This is a genomic window from Treponema saccharophilum DSM 2985, from assembly GCF_000255555.1.
GTDB lineage: Bacteria > Spirochaetota > Spirochaetia > Treponematales > Treponemataceae > Treponema_D > Treponema_D saccharophilum.
In genome coordinates, this window is record NZ_AGRW01000045.1 from 19938 (window position 1) to 38688 (window position 18751).

The following is an 18751-nucleotide window of genomic DNA, read 5'->3' on the forward strand; positions in this document are numbered from 1 at the left end:
GATGTTCTTCGCCGTCGCTCCTGCATATAAAAAATCATGCAAATTCCACCAACTTTTTTTATTTTTTTGCATTTTTTGTGTGTCATTCTGAGCGAAACGAGCGTATCGCCGTTCTCCTCTCGGAATGACACGTTTTCAAAATATCCTTTGTATAGATATTATTTTCTAGTCCAGTTTCTGCCGTAATAGGCATTCGGAGCGCGAAGTGTAATCGAAGTGATTTCGCCGCCGTTTTGCTCTATCTCGAACAAGACCCATTTTCCTTTGTTGCGGTGATTGTACAAAGCAACAGTGCCGCTTCTGTTCAGCATATATGCGCCTTCGCCATTGTCGCCGTCAGATAACGCGATTTTCGCTTTGCCGTCCTTTCCGAACGTGATTTCTGCGTCATAGCAAGAATGTTCGTCCTCTTGGTTGTTCCACTTGCCCTTGAACGTCATACCGGCAAGGTACTCTTCGTTGCCCTTTGCGATTATGTCCTCGTTGTCGAAAAATATTTCGTCATAATACTGACCTTGCCCCGTTACGAGTAAGTTATTTATGACACGGAGAGCAGCATGAGGGTCTGAGTCGCCTGCACTTAAATAGATAGTGCCGGAATCAACGCTGTAATTACCCTCATAGATGTTTTTCTTTATAGTGAGTTGAACCTTTGAATTGTCGAGGAATGAAATTGTACAGCCGTCTTTATCGTCGAAGAGTTCATACGTCTTCCACTGGAACCTATCAAGCATTTCCTTTTTGATAAGCTGGTTATCGTTTTCCCAAGCCTTTTGCCTAAGCTTCTTGCCGCAGGACTGAACACCGCCGATAATCAGACCGAATACAAGCAATGTTCCGAGACAGCCAAGCCAGCGGCCGCCACAGAAAAAGACAATCACTCCAACTATGACAGCAACAACTGCAATCACCGTTGAAACCCAACCGTCTTCTGAAAATGCTCTTCCCATTGAGTTTTGGAACTTCGCTTTGCTCAAAAGGCTCTTTTTCACCTTTGCGCTTGCCTTCTCGTCGCTGTTCCGCTCCTTGTCTGTTCGCCAGTCAATGAACGTTACAGGATAATAGCGATAGACCTTGCTTTCCTTGAGTTTCATTTTTGATGTTTCTTTGTTCTGCTGCAAGTTGAAGAACGAAAGAGTATCGAGTTTGATGTCGTATTCGCTCGGGCGATTGTACGGTGCAGCGGCAATCGTGTACGCGATGTTCGCCGTGACAAACGGAACGCCCGTGCGGAAGAAACTGTCGAACAACTCGATGTCGTCCTGGAATGTGTTGTACGCTTTTACTTTCTCGTCGTATTTCTTGTCGTCGCGGTCCGGAAACTGCGGCGCTTCCTTTCCTGTGATGTCCTTGTATGTGAGAGTGCCGCTTGAACTGAAAACCGTAACGGCATTGAACGTCATTTCTATGTCATACGCCCAGCCCTGAGCCGTGCCGTCGTAATCCTTGAAGTTCAAAATCACTTTGTTGTCGAGCGTGCTTGCGATGTAAGAGCCTTTTGCGATTTCTTCTTTGTCGCTTTCGATACGCGTCCAAAGAGGGTCTTGCATATCCGAGAAACTGGATGTGATTTCCTTGGCGCTATCGCTCTTCATCGTCTCATATTTCTCATTGATTTCGGCAAGTGCGCTCTCAAGAGCCTTGCGTCCGTTCTCGCTAAGAGTGCCGTCTGCGTTGAGGTCTGCCTTTCGTGGAGGCTCTGCTTTTCGCTCGCGGATTGCGTTACGGCGCTCTGCTTCGATTCCCGCTTCTGCCGCCTTTATGCTGTCGTTGATTCTGCGCTGGTTTGACACATAAACCGCTTTCTGCTTTTCAAGCGTAACAACTTGCTCTTCAACGCCGTTGCGGTTCGCCTTTGCAAAGAGTTCCGCTGACTTGGCTTCGATTTCTGATGCAATCTCGTCGATTTTCTGCTGCTGCTCGGCGCTTCGCTTTTTGCTCTCTTCGGCTTCACGAGCACGGCGCTCCGATTCGGCTTTCATTCGAGCGATATGCTCCTGCTCGCTTTTCTGCTGCTGCAAAAGAGTCGCTTTCTGGTTTTCAAGGCGCATCTTCTCGGCTTCTTTTTCAAGGTCGAACGCGCTTGAGTTCTCGATATCAGCGAGTTTCTCCTGCATACGAAGAAGTTCGGTGTCGATAGCGTTGAGGTTATCTTGAGCGTCCTTCAACTCTTTCGCCGACACAACTGCGATGTTCTGCGTCTTCACGGAACTGCCGCCTGTCGCCTTCACCTCGTTCGCTTTGGCAATAAGGCGCTTTCCTGTCTCGGTGAGTTCAACGCCGAGTTGCTCAAGAACGCCAGCGGAAAGTTCACCGTGCGCTTTGGTGAGAAAGTCCGTCTGCGAATAGTATGACTTCGGGTTATAGCCGCCTTCGCTCGTTCCCGTTTCGATGTTGACGATTGTCGCCTGCAAGCCGTAAAGGTTCTGTCCTTTCTGCTCAATGCGTGTAATCGTGAGTTTGATATACTCTCTCGCCTTCACCATACGACCAAGTTCGAGCATATCGTTGTCGTCGTACATTGCGCTTTCGCTTTCTTTTTGCAACTTCAAGACGTTCTTTTGCTGTTCGCTTTCCAAAAGTTTCATCGCAGAATACTGCGACAAATCGCTCAAAACATCCGTCTTTACCGACTGCGTAAGCCACTTGTCGCTTCCGTTCTTAAGCCCGTTCACCATCACAGGCTCGTCAAGCAAAACGACTCTGCCCTCGCCGCCCTTGCCGTTATACAGTGCACTTTGTCCAAATACGCTTTGCACAATCATAATCGAGAGTGCAAACACAACCAATAATTTCTTCATCGTGTGTCCTCTTTTGAATTAAATTAACTCTTTCCGCAATGTCTTTATATCTCACCAACCAGAGACCTTAACAACCTCTGCAAAAGCAGGGTTCTCTATATCATCGGCAATATTAGCAAACTCTCGGTATGTATATGGTCTTCCTGTTGGCATTCCACCAAAATAAGCGCTATAACTCATACGAGCGCTTCTCGTCGGATTTTCACGGATAATCGGGGCGGAAGAAGATGCTTTATTTTTTATCCCACATTCTGCCGTAATAGGATTTTCTTCCGTTTTGCGTCTGCGATTTCGTCCGTATTTTGCATTATTCCTCGTCCTGAAGCAGTCGCTCTTCGCCGTCGTCGCAATGGACGGTCAATGCATTCCGCCGTGCAGTATGGCTTAATCGCGTCAACGGCTTCCTGCACCTCGCTCATCTGCGGGTTTCCGCCAACAAAAATCAGAATCGCCTTGATTCTCATCTTTTTGACATAATCCAGAACTTCCGCAATCGTGTCCGCTTCAAAATAGTGCGGGCATTCGTTCCCAAAGCATTGGTCAAGGTCGTATTTTTCAAGATGCACCAGATTCTTGTGCAGAGCGTCGTGAATCAGATTGTCTGTCTTTACGATTTCTTCGTCCGGCTCAAGGTCTGACTCATCTGGTTCATCTTTCTCTTTCCAAAAATCTTCGTCGTTCACGATGATATCTATATCGAAATCGCCCAGCATTTTTATTTTTCTTCTTTTGAAAATTCCGCGGAATTCAATGATAGCATAGTTTTAATCGCATCGGAAAAATAGTTGAAGACTATATAATCTCCCAGTCTTCCTTGTCGTTGCCGAGTTCTGCTTTTCCGTCCGTGCAGATAACTTCGCTTACGGGGCACTCTTTCGCAAAGTCATGGATTCTTATGACTTTCCGCCATTCTTCAACAGTGCCATCAAAGCGGATTTCCTTGAGTTTTTCGCACATCCAAAAAGTATTATGCTCTATTTTTTTTAGGGAAGAAGGAATCGTTATGGATTCAAGGCTTTTACACCGAAGGAATGAGAAACTGCACATTTTCTCGACATTTTCAGGAAGCAGAACGGACTTCAATCTTCCGCAATCTTCGAACAAATCTTCCGGCAGAACTTTCACGTTAGGCGGAAAATCCACGCGCTCTATATATGTGCATCCCGAAAATGCGCTTTCACAGACGGATTCGACGCTTTGAGGAATCACAACCTCGGTTTTTCCTTTGCCCCAGTAGCAAGGACAACGGACAAGCGTCTTTTTGTCCTTGCTGTAAAGGATTCCGTCCTCCGCCGCAAAGTTCTTGTTCTCTTCCGCCACGGTAAATCCAGCGTACATTATGCAGTTGTCAAAGGCATTCTTTTTTATTGATTTGACGCTTGCAGGAATGGAAACCTTCGCGAGGTTCAAGCACCCCTGGAACGAGCAGTAACCGATTCTTGCAAGCCCCTCGTTCAGCTCAAGTGTTTCTAGATTCTGGCAGTTGCAGAATGCATAGCCTTTGATTTCTTTCAAGTTCTTCGGGCATCGGAAAGATTCCAAAGAAACGCAATGTTCAAAAGCATATTCTGCAATCTCCGTAAGGTTTTCAGGAAGGTTGATTTCTTTGAGGGATTTGCAGTTTTTGAAAGCATATTCGCCGATTTTCCGTACGCTTTCCGGGATTTTCACCGACTCAAGTTTTTCGCAATCCGAAAAAGCCAATTCCGCAATTCTGCAAACCTCCTCAGGAATCTCTACATTCACTGCATTCTTCGAGCAGGAAAGAAGCACGTTGTCCTTTATGCAGAGTGCGATGTCAGCTTTTCCGTCGGAACAATCAACAAACGGCACATTGATTCCGAAGTTCCACAATTTGTCTTTTTTGATTGAGTTCCATTCTGCGACTGTTCCTTCATATCGGAATTCTTTCAATGCAGGAAGCTCAAAAGCGAAAGAACCGATTTCATAGACATCTTTGCCAATCGTAAGTTCTTCAAGTTTGTTGCAGCCGACAAACGCCACGCTCGGTATCGTCGTATATAAAGGGGGGATTTGTAATGTTTTGGTGTCGCCCGGAACGTGCATCAGAGTTCCGCCCAAGTCCAAAAACATGTCGATTATGTCGCCAATCATCGCAAAATCTGTTTTTCGCTCTGCCGTTTTTCCGTCGCCTTTTCTTATGACTTCCCTGGTACCGAGCCTGTCAAACGGATGCTCAAGCTCGTAAAAGCCCGCTCCGCCGTAATGCTTTATGACAAGCGGAAAATCACAGACGGCAATCAGGTCTTCCCTTGAAGTTCCGAAACAAAGCCCGAGCCCTGCAAGTTTGTCTGAAATCTCTCCGACTGCATTTTCTAGACCGACCTTGCTCATTTCCTCCTGCAATGCCGGAACTTTTTCAGGAGGCAGGGCGCACAACTCTTCCAACGTTCCAATTCCAAGATAGTTCAGATACTGCCACACTTTGTCCTGCAAGTTGAGCGAAGCAATGTTGAGCGAAAGCACCGTGTCCGCATAATAGCTGAAGTACGGGGACGACGATTTCCCTTCAAAAAACTGCCGCCATCGTTTTTCATCCTCGCTCTTCATTACCAGAGACGGAATGTCTTCGGCATCGTATTCCTTCGAAAAGTCAGGATCGGAAAGCATATCTTCCATGCGGCTTTGATAATCCTGCATGATTTCCGCATGAAGGTTCTCTTTTGAAAGCAGGGGCGACTTTGTTCCAAGCGAAAACATTTTTTTGAAGGATTGCCGAACGGTAAAGCGGACTGCGCAAAGCTGCTCCAGCTGCTCAATCGGAAGCGACTGAATTTTTTCATTAAGCGCAAAAAATGAATGCTCGATTGTGCTTGATGCAATCCTCACATACATCTTGTTGCACTCGTCAATCTGAACTTTGGACAGCCCGCCGGAAACTGCAAGCGCGAGGACTTTTTCGCCTGCAGCGAGTATTTCTTCCGGCAGATTTTTAAGCTCAACAAGGATTTCGTCGAACTTCTTCTTCTGTTCCTTGCTGAGTTTTTCTGCCCAATACGGTTCTTCCTCATCTTCCACATCATCTGTAGCGAAATCGCAATGCTCGGCATCGCTGAGTTTTTCTATTTTATAAAGGAGGCTTCCGCATTTTTCGAGTGTGTCCCTCAAATCGATAAGCGAATCCCTAAGCTCGCTTTCCGCTTCGAAAGGGACATAGTCCCTAAGCGCCATAAGCGAATCAATATCATCCTGAGTGAGCAGCTCGTAGTCGGAATGGTTCACCTCGGGCATTTCCTCGTCAGGCGGCAAATTCACTACCAATTCGTCGATTTCTTCCTGAGTAAGGTTTTCTTTATATGTCCTCCCCATTTTCGCCTCCTTGTTTTTTCACAGCTCCTTCTCGTAGAAATCGGCAAGGGCACGGAATGTGTCAGCCACCGCCTTTTTGTTCAGAGTGCCGCCTTTGACAAAGCCGATTGCGCTCAACGTGCCGTCGAAAACTTTGTGCCGCGCTTCCATCTCTTCTCCCTCAATGCCGTCGTCGTCCTCGTCGCTCTCGATAACCTTGCCGCTGTATGCGCTCAGGATTGTCCGAATCTGCTTCATCGCAAGCTCGTTGTGCTGCTCGAGCGAAAGCATTATCGGCTGCATCGCAATGTCCGTTGCATACTCCTGCACTTTCCGCATAAAAGCCTTTTCGATAAAGCTCTCAAACGCCTCGCCGTCTTCGATTTTCTCGTCGTCATCCTCGCTGAAGCCGTCGCCCATCATTCTCTGAAGCCGGGCGACAATGCCAAGATGCGCGTGGGTGTACGCCTCTTGCAGAGACTCTTTGTCCGCTTCCTTGTTGGAGCAAGACTCCGCATACCAATTCTCGAACTCGTCGAGCGCGTCTTTCATAATCATCGCAAATTCTTTTGGACACATAAAAAGCCTCCTGTATGCTTTCGTTTTCTATAGATGTACTTTGATTCTACGGACATTCATAAAATAGTTAAAGACTTTTTTTTCACTGCAAGAAGACACGGATTCCGGGACCTGCTCATAATGATAGGGTGGTTTCATCTTTTCGTCATGCTGAACTTGTTTCAGTATCTATTCTGCGCAACTTAACACGGATTCCGGAACAAGACAGAGGAAAATATGATATACTCCGCGCCCTCGGAGTTTTAAATGATTTGGATTCTTCTCGTCCTGCTTTACGGGGTTCTCAAGGGGCTTCGTGAAATCGCAAAGAAAAAGGCGCTGGAAAAGAACACCGTTATGGAAGTTCTCATCGCGTACACGTTTCTGTCTTTCGTTTTTGTCCTTCCGCAGGTTCCGAATGCTGGCGGGCTCGAAGGCAGATTCTATTTTTACATTGCCGTGAAAGCGTTCGCCGTTTTTCTCGCGTGGATATGCAGCTTCCAGTCGATAAAACACCTTCCCGTAAGCCTTTACGGAATCCTAGATTTGTCGCGCGTGCTGTTCGCGACCTCGTTCGGGGTATTCGCACTCGGAGAATCATTGAGCGCGATGCAGGCAATCGGGCTTGCGACCGTCTGTTTGGGGCTGCTGCTTCTGAAATTCCGCATTCCCCTCGGAAAGAGAAAAACGGATGATTTGAGCGCCAATATAATAGAAGAAAACAGCGCGGAAAAGAAAAAGGCTCCAACTTTTTTCGTGATTCTCGCGCTCATTTCGTGCCTGCTGAACGCGGTCTCGGGATTTCTCGACAAGGTGCTGATGAAGGACATCTCAAGCTCGCAGCTTCAGTTCTGGTACATGCTTTTCATGGTGGTTTACTACGCGCTCTACATGGTCGCGGCACGGACGAAAGTGAGCATGTCCGTCGTAAAAAACAAGTGGATTTGGATTCTCGCGCTGATGTTCATCATCGGCGACAAGGCGCTTTTCATCGCGAACGGAATCCCGGAAAGCCGCATCACGGTGATGACGCTCATAAAACAAAGCGGCTGTCTGATTACGATTCTCGGCGGCTACCTCGTCTTCAAGGAAAAGGACATCGCATACAAGCTTTTCTGCGCCTCAGTCGTAATCGCCTGAATCCTCATCGGAATGCTCCGCCTGTAAAAATCCAAGACGGAAAATGCAGATAAAAAATCGGCGGCGGAACAGGTCTATTGTCATTTCGACTTCGCTCAATGACCGTTTTTTATTTTTAGCATACTTATCGTAACATCACAAATTGAAATCTATAGATGTTCAGTGCAACAATCTGCTCAAGGATTAGTTGCCTTTTAGGCTCTTGAAAAACATGCTGGTTAGGTTGTCAATTTGTTTATACATAAGCGTACTTCTTTTTTATTTTTTTTGTGGTGATTAAAATTTTAAAGATTTACGCTTTTTTGTAAATTTTCAACCAAACTCGAAATTCAGACTACCTAGATTCCGAAACGAGTTCGGAATGGCACCAGCCAACGCGCATCGGACAGCCCTTTTAATGCAAATCGCCTGAAATTTTATCCAATGCTGCGCACTCCGGCGGTGTTGCCGCGCGCAGCAAAATTGTAATTTTCTGAAAACTACTCTAAGATTAAGCGTGTTCGATTGCTCGGTATCGCTCTCACCGCGATTTTGGGCATCGCATTTCGAGGCAACCAGTCCGAAAATCGCAATTGCAGGACACGTCAAATTCAAAACAGTAGGGGCTGGAAAACGCCCAAAGGAGTCAGGCATATGAAAAGAAAAACCGGTGCCGCGTTCGCGGCTGCTTTCTGTGCTTTCGCTTTTTTCTTCGGCAGTTTTTTTTGTGGATGCTCAAAGAAAAAGCAGGTTCAAGTATCATACAACCATGAGACCGATGTCTTTATAGATGCCATAAGCCCGTTCTGCATAGGGCGGATGGAGCCTATATCGGTAAGTTTCGCCAATGACCCCGTCGAGAAGATGGATTCGGCGATTACCCTTTCTCCCGCGGTCAAGGGAACGTGGAAATACAACGAGCGCACAGCCGTTTTCACGCCGGAGGAACCGTACGAAGGAGGAAGCCAGATTGTACTTTCCGTGGACTGCAAGAAACTGTTCGCGGCTGAATTCGACGACGCGGTTTACCGGCGCGAATTTGCCGTGAAGAACGCGGAATACAAGGTCGCTTTCGACGACATAATCCTGAACCCCGAAAGCAATACGTTCACCATCTCGGGGCGGCTCACGACGGACATCGGCATCGACGAGGATGCCGCCAAAAGCATGGTTGCCGCAACGGAAAACGGCTCGAAGCGGGATGTCGGATGGAAGGCGACGATAGATTCCGCAATATGGAATTTTTCAGTACCGGTGACGCAGGACGACAAGGCGAAATCCGTCGAAATCACATGGAACGGAAAAAAGCTCGGCGTCGATCCCCAGCTCGACAAGCTTCTCGCAGGAAGCAGGAAAATCAATTTTCCGAAAAAAGGCGAGCTTGCCGTCATAGACATAAACAGCGCGAACAAAAACGCGATTTCAGCCAGCTTCTCGCAGGAGCTCGACGAGACGCAGGATATCTCTTCCTTTATAAAGTTCAGCGGAAAGGACGACGAGACGAAAATCCTTGCCGACTACAAAAACTACAATTCCGTCATAAACGGGAACGTCCTGACCGTCTACACGGATTCCAACTGGTCGGACTCGACTGCCGTATCGTTCGGCGAGGGAATCAAAGGCTCGGACGGGACGCTGCTTGCACGGAGCGCGTCTGCCCCCATCAACGGAACATGGGAGAAGCCGGAAATCCGCTTCGCGAATGACGGCGTCATCCTTCCGTCATCGAGCGGGACGATTCTTCCCGTCCAGACGCTGAACCTTCAGGGTCTTCTGATTCAGGCATACGCGATAGAAAGCAGGAACATGAACCAGTTCCTTCAGGTGAACGAGCTTGACGGGCAGCGCGAGCTTTACCGGGTCGGCGAGCCGGTCTGGGAAAAGAAAGTTTTCTTCAAGTGGGAGGATTCCGACAAGGATGTTTTCGTCAACCGCGGGCTTGATTTGACGGAACTGGTGAAAAAATATCCGGGCGGAATGTTCCAGATACGGGTTTCGTTCAGGCACGACCAGATAATGTACAGGTGCACCGAGGGTCACCGGGATTTCAGCGCGATACCGATGCCGCCCGACACAATCGAGGAAGACGGTGTGAGGGAGCAGAGCTGGTGGGATTATTACAACGATTTGGATTACGACACGAGAAGCTCGTTCTGGTATTACGACAATGACCCGTGCCATCCCGCCTACTACATGCCGCGCTACAACAGCAGGGCGCTCATAACGAGGAATATCCTCATAACCGATTTGGCGGTAATGGCAAAAATGGACGCGAACGGAAAATACTACTGCACCGTATCCGACCTGAAGACCGCAGCACCCGTAAAGAACGCGGATGTGTTCCTGTATTCGTTCATAGGAAAGCTGCTCGGCTCGGCAAAGACCGACGAGAACGGAACGGTTTCGTTCGACGAGAAATCATCGAAAAAAGCGTATGTGATAACGGCTTCCGACGGGAAGCACAGTTCGTTCCTCCCCCTCTCAAACGGGACGATGCTTTCGACAAGCCACTTCGATGTTGGCGGAGAGCGGACGGAAAAAGGCGTAAAAGGCGCGATATACGGCGAGCGGGGCGTATGGAGGCCGGGCGACGACATATATCTTACGTTCGTCCTTCAGGATTTGAAAAAATCGCTTCCCGCCGACATTCCCGTCACCTTCACGCTTTCAGACCCGCTCGGGCGCGAGGTTGACTCGCAGGTCATAACGGAATCCGTGGACGGATTCTACAAAATCGAGACGAGGACGTTCGACGAGTCGGCGACAGGAAATTACGATGCGAAAGTGAAAATAGGCGGAAACGAATGGCACAAATCGCTGAAAGTCGAGACCGTAATCCCGAACAGGCTCGCGGTCAGCCTTGAGACGAATTCGAAATATCTGAGCAGGACAGGAAATTCGTTCACCGTCACCGGCTCATGGCTTCACGGGGCGCCGGTTCCCGGATACAAGGCGGATGTTTCGGTTCTGTTCACGCCCGCGTCCACCTCATTCAGCAGGTTCTCCGATTACACTTTCACCAATGCCTCGCGCTCCGTCAATTCAGACCGCTCCATCGTCTGGTCGGGAAAGCTTGATTCCGCATCAACCGCAAAATTCGACAAGGACTTGTACGCGGGAAGGAACCTTCCGGGAAAACTCCGGGCGAATTTCATCACCAGGATTTTCGAGCCGTCGGACGCCTATTCGACGCAGTCAAAATCAATCGAATATTCACCGTACCCGCATTACGTCGGAATAAAGCTTCCCAAAGGGGACGCCGCGCGGAACATGCTCCTGACGGACACCGACCACACCGTCGATGTCGTCCTTCTCGACCCGGAGGGAAACGAGGTTCCGGCAGGAAACATCGAGTGGACGATATACAAAATCGACTGGAAATGGTGGTGGGAGAAGGACGCGTATTCGAGCGCGACTTACGTTTCCTCGCAGTACGTGAACAGAATCGATTCCGGGACGGCGCAAATCACGAACGGAAGAGGCTCGTTCAAATTCAACATAAAGTATCCCGACTGGGGACGGTATTTCGTCATCGCGACTGACAGCGAGGGGCACAGCGCGGCACAAATCGTATATGTCGACTGGCCGGGCTGGGCGGGCCGCGCACAGGAAGACGGCTCTGGAAGCGCCGCCATGGTCGCGCTCGTCTCCGACAAAAAGCGATACAAAGTCGGCGAGCAGGCGCACATAAGCTTCACCGCGAACAAGAGCGCGAGGGCGTTCGTCACAATCGAAAAATCCGGGGAAGTCTACAAGCAGGAATGGATTGAGCCGACGGACGGGACGACCGTCTACGACCTTCCCATATCGTCCGACATGGCTCCCAACGTGTATGTCCACCTGACATTGCTGCAGCCGCACGGACAGACGGAGAACAGCCTTCCCGTACGGCTTTACGGGGTCATCCCCGTAACAGTCGACGACCCCGAGACGGAGCTATCCCCCGTCATTTCGGTGCCGCCATCATTCCAGCCGAACAGCAACGCGACGATTTCCGTGTCGGAAAAGAACGGAAAGAGGATGACATACACGCTCGCCGTCGTCGACGAGGGGCTGCTCGGCCTCACGAACTACCACAGCCCGAATCTGCGGAGCGAATTCTACAAAAAAGAGGCGTCCCAGCTTTCGAACTGGGACTTGTACAAATACGTGATGAGCGCGTACAGCGGAAAGCTTGAGACGCTTTTGGCAATCGGCGGTTCCGAGGATATAAGGGCGAACGGCAACAACGACGAGAACCGGTTCAAGCCGGTCGTAAAATTCTTCGGCCCGTTCACCATCGCTCCAGGCGAGAAAAAATCGCAGACATTCCTCATGCCCGAATACATAGGCGCCGTCCGCGCGATGGTCATTGCGGGTCATGCCGGTTCCTACGGCAGCGCGGAGAAAACCGTCACCGTAAAAAGCGATTTGATGGTCCAGGCGACGCTCCCCCGCACGCTCGGAACGGACGAGGAGATTATGGTTCCCGTAACCGTGTTCAACAACACGGAATCCCATCAGGAAGCGGACGTGGCGCTGGCTGTCACGGGCGCGATAAAATCATCGTTCGCGCAGACGGTCGGGCTTTCTCCGAACGAGACGAAAACTCTCTTTTTCAAAGTCATGACAAAAGCTGAGGGAAAAGCCTTGTTCAAGGCGACGGCTTCCTGCGATTCGGGAACGGCGAAGGCGGAGACTTCGGTAACCGTAAAATCGCGGGGCATTCCGGTCGCGTACAATACGCTGTTCTCCGTCCCGGCGGGCAAAAGCGGCACATTCAAAGTCGATTCCCCCACGGAAAACCAGACGACGGAGCTTTTTGCCGAAATCTCGACGTTCCCGCAGATTTCTCTCGAGCGCAGGCTTTCCTACCTGATTGAATATCCGCACGGGTGCATCGAGCAGATAACGAGCGGCGGTTTCCCGCAGCTCTACATTCCCGAATTCACGAAGCTCTCAAAAGAGAAAATCGAGGAGATAAAGACGAACGTGAATTCCGTCCTTGAGCGGTACCCGAAATACCAGACGGGCGAAAAGACGTTCGGATATTGGCCCGGCTCGCAAACCACGCACGAATGGGGAACCTGCTACGCGTCGCATTTCATGGTCGAGGCGCGGAACCACGGCTATTCCGTTTCCGACGACATGCTGAACAGCGCGCTCAGCTATCTGTCGAAATCGTCTTCTTCATGGGAGAACGCAGGTTCGGGCGTATCGGCTTCCGTGCAGGCGTACAGGCTTTTCGTCCTTGCGCTTGCGGGACGCGCGAACATCGGCGCTATGAACAGGCTCGCGCTTTCAGAAACGCTTGCCGGGGATTCGCGACTCCTGCTTGCCGCAAGCTACGCGAAATCGGGACGGAAGAGCGTCGCAAAGGAGCTTCTGGAAAAATACAAGGAGAAGGGAGAGGGCAGGCGCGGCTACGGAAGCGATTTCTCCTCGCCGCTAAGGGAAAAGGCTGTTCTCCTTTTCGCTTACGGCATGATTGAGGACAATGCAGCCGACAAGATTGCGAAGCAGATTGCGGAAACGCTGTCGGGCACCCAATGGCTCAACACGCAGGAAACGGCATGGTCGCTGTTCTCGCTCATCCCGTTCTACACCTCAAAGTCGAAAATTCCCGCGGCCTATGAGCTTCTGTCCGCCGGCAAGAAAATCTCGAACGAAATCTCCGGCGGCACGGTCGTCGAAAAACTTCCCGCGTCGGATTCCGGCGTCCAGGAAGTCACCGTGGCGAACAAGGGCGACAAGACGATTTTCGGCGCGCTGACAGCAAAGGGAATGTCGAAGGCAGGAACGGAGGTCGAGCAGAATTCCGGAATCAGGATGACCGTCACGGGTCTTTCGGGAATCTCGGAGAAGGAAACGGGCGACAGCGTCTCGGTTGAGATACAGATAACGAACACGAGCGGCGAAGACCTGCAGAATCTCGCGCTGACCGTCCCCGTCCCGACCGGATTCGAATTCACGAACGAGCGGCTTTCATCCGACAAAATCGACTCGAACTACACGTACCAGGACATCCGAGACGACGCAATCTACACGTATTTCGATTTGAAAGCCTCGGAGACCGTCATGTTCAAATTCGACGCGACGCTGGCGTACAAAGGAAACTACATCATTCCCGCAATCCACGCGGAAGCGATGTATGACGACAAGATTTCCGCGGTGAAGCCGGGACAGCGGGTCAACCTCATAAAATAGGCGACCCATGCTGAACAATGTGCCGAGGCGCGTTTTTGTGGCGGCCGCAGTTCTGTCTGCGGTCGTCATTCTCGTCTTCTTCAGCTCGTTCACGCTCGACTTCTCCGCGCGCCCGCTTTCCTACGCCGTCTACGACAACGACGGACGGCTTTTGGGCGCGAAGGTTGCCGCAGACGAGCAATGGAGGTTCGAATCGTCAACAGTCCCCGAGAAATTCGAAAGCGCAATCATCGCGTTCGAGGACAAGCGGTTCAGATACCATTTCGGTATAGACCCGCTCTCGCTCGCCCGCGCCGTCACCATGAACCTGAAACAGTCCCGCGTCGTTTCCGGCGGCTCGACGATAACGATGCAGACGGTGCGCCTTCTGGAAAACCATCCGAAGCGGACTTTTTTCCAGAAAGCGAAGGAGGCGGTGCTTGCCGTTTCCCTCGAAATGCGGTTCTCGAAGAAAAAAATACTCGAGCTGTATGTGGCGAACGCCCCGTTCGGGGGAAACGTCGTGGGACTTGAGGCGGCGTCATGGCGCTATTTCAACCGCTCGCCCGACCACCTTACTTGGGCTGAATCGGCGACGCTCGCGGTTCTCCCGAACCAGCCGTCACTCGTCTATCCCGGCGCGAACAAGGAAATTCTTCTCGCAAAGAGAAACGCACTACTGCGGAAGCTTCACGAGCGGGGATTTTTTGACGGCAGGGTGCTCCAGCTGTCCCTTGAGGAGGAGCTGCCCGAAAAACCGTACGCGCTTCCCTCTTCTGCTCCCCATTATCTGGAATTCCTCATCGCGTCCTCGAAGGGAAGCGAGAAAGGCAAGGCGAAAAAGCAGAAATCGAAATTCGCGACGACAATCGATTCGGGAATACAGGCGAATACGGCGCGGATTCTCGAAAGATGGTCAGCGAATTTCCGCAAAAAGGGCATCTCAAATGCCGCCGCCCTCGTCGTCGATACGAAAACGCTTGATATCCTCGCGTACTGCGGGAACACGGGCGGCTACGACGCCAATCCGGACAGCTACGACGTGAATCTAGTCCGCGCGAAGAGAAGCTCGGGAAGCATTTTAAAGCCGTTCCTGTATGCCGCGATGCTTGATTCCGGGCAGCTTCTTCCCGAGCAGCTCGTCATCGACGTCCCGACAAGAATCGGAAGCTACAGCCCGGGAAACAACATTCCGGAATATCAGGGCGTCATCCAGGCATCGGAAGCGCTCTCGCGCTCGCTCAACATTCCCGCCATCCGCGAGCTTCGGGAATACGGCGTGAACGCGTTTTTGGCACATCTGAAAAAATGCGGTTTTACGACATTCACCCGCTCCGCCGACGACTACGGGCTTCCGCTCATACTTGGCGGCGGGGAGACGATGCTGGAGGAAGTCGTCTTCGCATATGCGAGAATGATGAACAAAGCCCAGTCTCCACTAGCCGATTTTCCCTCATCGTCCGGAAGCTCCTACCTGACGCTTGAGGCGCTGGCAAACGGAACGCGGCCGCTTGAGGAAGCGAACTGGCAGCGGTACGCCCATTCAAAAAAAATCGCATGGAAAACAGGAACGTCGAGCGGGAACAGGGACACATGGGCAGTCGGAACAACGCCCGAATACACCGTCGGCGTCTGGATTGGGAATGCTGACGGGCACGGAAATTCGGAGCTGCGGAGCTTCATGACATCGGCACCCGTTCTCTTCGATTTGTTTTCCGCGCTTTCGAGGACGACCTGGCCCGCAAAACCGGAATTCGACCTGAAAGAGGTCGAGGTATGCGCGCATTCCGGGTTTCTTTCCGGCACAAACTGCCCTTCCGTAAAAACGTCTCTCGCACCAAAAAAAGCGCCGGCCGTTTTTGTCTGCCCGTACTGCCGGATTGTATCGCTTACCCCGGACCTGAAATTCCAGGCGACAGCGGACGACCTTGAAGGAGGCGTCCTTCCCGTAACCCAAAAACGGTTCGTCCTTCCCCCCGGAATCGAATTGTGGTACAAGAAAATCAACTTCGGATACGAACCGCTGCCCGCATTCACCGAAAACCACAAGAAATCAGCGGTGAACGACCTTTCGATTGTTTTTCCGGAGCAGGGAGCAAACCTCATAATCCCCGTCGAGATTGACGGAAAAGACGGCGCGATGGTCATGCAGGCGGCATGCCGAGACCCGTCGCGGACAGTATACTGGGATTTGGACGGTGAATTTTTGGGGATGACACGGCATTACCACGACATGGCGGTGACACCGCGCGCAGGAAAACACACGCTGACGCTCAGCGACTCAAACGGCACCGTCGTCTCAAGAACGTTCACGATTGTCGCCGATGACGACGAGTAGCCGCAGCCGCGGAATCGCAATAAAAGCAGCTAGTCAATCTTGAAGCGGGAGACATCCTTTCCGAGGCGGAGGACGTTCTCCTCAAGCGACTCGACACCGCCGTCAAGCTTGACTCCGTCCCGAACGACGCACTGCGCGTTCCCGAGCATGTCGGACATGCTTTCCCTGACGGCATTGAGCGACGTGCGGAGGTTGTCCATCTTCCCGAGAACATGAAAGCTTCCCTCCGCCATGCTGCTCGAAGCCTTCCGCACGCTCTCCGCAGTTTTGTCCATCTCCTCGAGCGAGGCGATGACGCTCCTCGAGTCCTCGCTCTGCGTCTCAAGCGACGAGCGCACCGACTGCACAAGCCCGTCCGTCTCGCGTATGCGCGCCGAAACGCACGAGAAAGCCGCGCTCGACTCCTGCGACACGGAGACGATTTCCTTTATGCTTGACTGAATGTTCTGAAGCTGCATTCCGATTGTCGCGGACTGCTCGCCGGACGTCTCCGAAAGCTTCCTGATTTCGTCCGCGACGACGGCGAATCCCTTTCCCGCCTCCCCCGCGTGGGCAGCCTCAATCGCGGCATTCATCGCCAGAAGGTTCGTCTGCTCGGCGATGGATGAAATCGCCATGTTCGCCTCCTGAAGCATCTGCGACTGCTGCTCGATGATGGAGATGCGCTCGTTGACGTTGTTCTGCTTCGTTATGCCGTTCTGCGCTTCCTGCCCCAAAACGGAAAACGACGACGCCATGCTTTCCATCGACGCGCTTATATCCTCGATTCTCCTGACAAGATGCCCGACGGCGACGGTCGACCCGCGGATGCTGCTCGTCTGGTCGTCAATCATATCGTTCACCGACGAAATGCTTTCGGCGACGACCTTTATCGTCCCGGCAGTCTCCTCGAACCCGTTCGACTGGTCCTGGACATGCTCCTGAACGGCGCCGATGCTCAGCCGTATCTTCGTCATCGAGTCGGAAACGGATGACACGCTCTCCTTCATGTTTTTCGAAACGACGTCAAGCGCGGAGCTCGATGACTTTATCGAGCTGACCATATTCTGAAGCTTGTCCGCAAAATCGTTGAAGCTCTCGACGACCGTCCTCATCTCCACCGACGGCGGGAGGAAGTTTATGCGCTTTGTCAAATCCGCATCCCCGGACGAAATGTCCGAAAGCGCGTTCGCCGTCAGCTTTATCGGGCGGACTATGTTCCTCATGATGAGCACGAGCGAGAAGAATATGAAGGCGAAGAGCACGACGAACGAAAGGATTATGATTTTCATCGTCTTGTTCACGAAAGTGTTGACGGCGGACCGCGGGCGCCCGTACACGAAATACCAGTGCGTCCCCTCAATCGGAGTCGATTTGTAGAGGTACGGCACGCCGCCCGTCATCGCGGAGAAAATCTCATCGCCGCCGGAAAGGAATTTGCCGGCGACATCCCGGTACTCGCCGCCGTTGACCGAGCCGATGTTGTCGTCCGCCGTATACTTCTCGTGGACGGCAAAGGCGCCCTTTTCGGAAAGGATGAACATATCCTCGTCGTTGTTCCGCTTTATCCTGCTGAACACGTCCTTTATCGAATCGAGCTTGCAGTCGACGGAAACGACGCCGAGCGGCTCATGGAATGTGTTGAAAACCCGTTTCGATATGCTGACGATAGAGCTTTTCGTCTGGTCATCGATATAGACGTCGGAATACACGAAATTATCCGGCTCAGCCACCGCTCCCGTGTACCACGGCCTCGTCAGCGGGTTCCATCCCTCGTCGGGAACCCATCCTGTCCCGTCGTAATAAACCCCGTCGATGACGCCGTAGAACCCGGTGGAGTCGACGTACGATTCGGTAAGGTTCTCGAACAGGTTCAGGTTCTCCTCCTCGCTTGCGAACGCCCCCTGAAGAAAAACGTCGTTCAGCGCCTCGAGCAGAACCCGCGGCTTCCGCATCACGTTCATGACGTACTCTGAGGCGGCGTCGCTTGCGCTTATCAGGTTATCCTCCATCTGGTTTGTCGAATAGAATTTGAGCCTGCTCGACGAAATACACAGCATCACAAGAAAAAGGATGGATGTCGGAATCGAAATCATAACAAGCGAGCGTTTTAAAAGAGTCATTTTTTGTAATCTCCTAATTTCCACAAAAAGGCATGTATCCGGGAAAACTGAATTTTCCGAATCGGCTCATTTTTTGCACATTGTTGCAATACTATGAATAGTAACATTGCCCCCGAAAAAAACAACAGGAAAGCATCCGTATAATTAGGAACATTCCGACTACTTTTTACTTTCTTTAATACCATTTTGACGCGGAATTTTGCACTTACGCGCTCCCGTTCCCGCCGTCCGATTGTTGCCACGGAAAAATGTGACTATCATTAAAAATATGTTATAATTATAGGCTATAACACGGAGCTATAAGGAAATTTTCAGGGGATGCCCGTACCATTATTTTTGGCGCCCCGACAAGTATTTTC

8 protein-coding genes are annotated in these 18751 nt (G+C 51.3%); 3 read left to right on the forward strand and 5 right to left on the reverse strand.

All coding sequences use genetic code 11. The features are described 5' to 3' along the window. Positions 1 to 158 precede the first annotated feature (158 nt). From TRESADRAFT_RS06695 to TRESADRAFT_RS06710, 4 genes are all read right to left on the reverse strand, one after another. Entirely contained in the window at positions 159 to 2801 is a 2643-nt protein-coding gene (locus TRESADRAFT_RS06695; protein ID WP_002704090.1) for a cell envelope integrity protein TolA, read from the reverse strand. A 239-nt stretch (positions 2802 to 3040) separates the two neighbouring features. Then, complete coding sequence (locus TRESADRAFT_RS06700; protein WP_002704091.1) at positions 3041 to 3514, reverse strand: hypothetical protein; 474 nt, start codon at positions 3512 to 3514, stop codon at positions 3041 to 3043. A gap of 79 nt (positions 3515 to 3593) precedes the next feature. After that, positions 3594 to 6131 (reverse strand): leucine-rich repeat domain-containing protein, encoded by a 2538-nt coding sequence (locus tag TRESADRAFT_RS06705; RefSeq protein ID WP_002704093.1) that lies wholly within the window; start codon positions 6129 to 6131, stop codon positions 3594 to 3596. Between the two features lie 18 nt (positions 6132 to 6149). Next, positions 6150 to 6689 carry a hypothetical protein gene (locus tag TRESADRAFT_RS06710; RefSeq protein WP_002704095.1) on the reverse strand — a complete coding sequence of 180 codons (540 nt, stop codon included), beginning with the start codon at positions 6687 to 6689 and terminating at the stop codon, positions 6150 to 6152. Positions 6690 to 6935: 246 nt separating this feature from the next. Between TRESADRAFT_RS06710 and TRESADRAFT_RS06715 the strand changes: the two genes are divergently transcribed. The 3 genes from TRESADRAFT_RS06715 to pbpC all read left to right on the forward strand — a co-directional run bounded on the left by TRESADRAFT_RS06715 (position 6936) and on the right by pbpC (position 16290). Further along, positions 6936 to 7808: an EamA family transporter gene (locus TRESADRAFT_RS06715; RefSeq protein WP_002704097.1), complete on the forward strand. Its 873-nt coding sequence runs from the start codon at positions 6936 to 6938 to the stop codon at positions 7806 to 7808. Positions 7809 to 8441: 633 nt separating this feature from the next. Continuing rightward, complete coding sequence (locus TRESADRAFT_RS06720; RefSeq protein ID WP_002704099.1) at positions 8442 to 13973, forward strand: alpha-2-macroglobulin family protein; 5532 nt, start codon at positions 8442 to 8444, stop codon at positions 13971 to 13973. A 7-nt stretch (positions 13974 to 13980) separates the two neighbouring features. Beyond that, positions 13981 to 16290, forward strand: coding sequence for a penicillin-binding protein 1C (pbpC, locus tag TRESADRAFT_RS06725; RefSeq protein WP_002704101.1), 2310 nt, complete (start codon positions 13981 to 13983; stop codon positions 16288 to 16290). 29 nt (positions 16291 to 16319) lie between these two features. On the opposite strand, the gene TRESADRAFT_RS15085 is transcribed toward pbpC, so the two are convergent. Continuing rightward, on the reverse strand, positions 16320 to 18392 hold the full coding sequence (locus TRESADRAFT_RS15085) for a methyl-accepting chemotaxis protein (RefSeq protein ID WP_002704103.1): 2073 nt from the start codon (positions 18390 to 18392) through the stop codon (positions 16320 to 16322). Positions 18393 to 18751 lie beyond the last annotated feature (359 nt).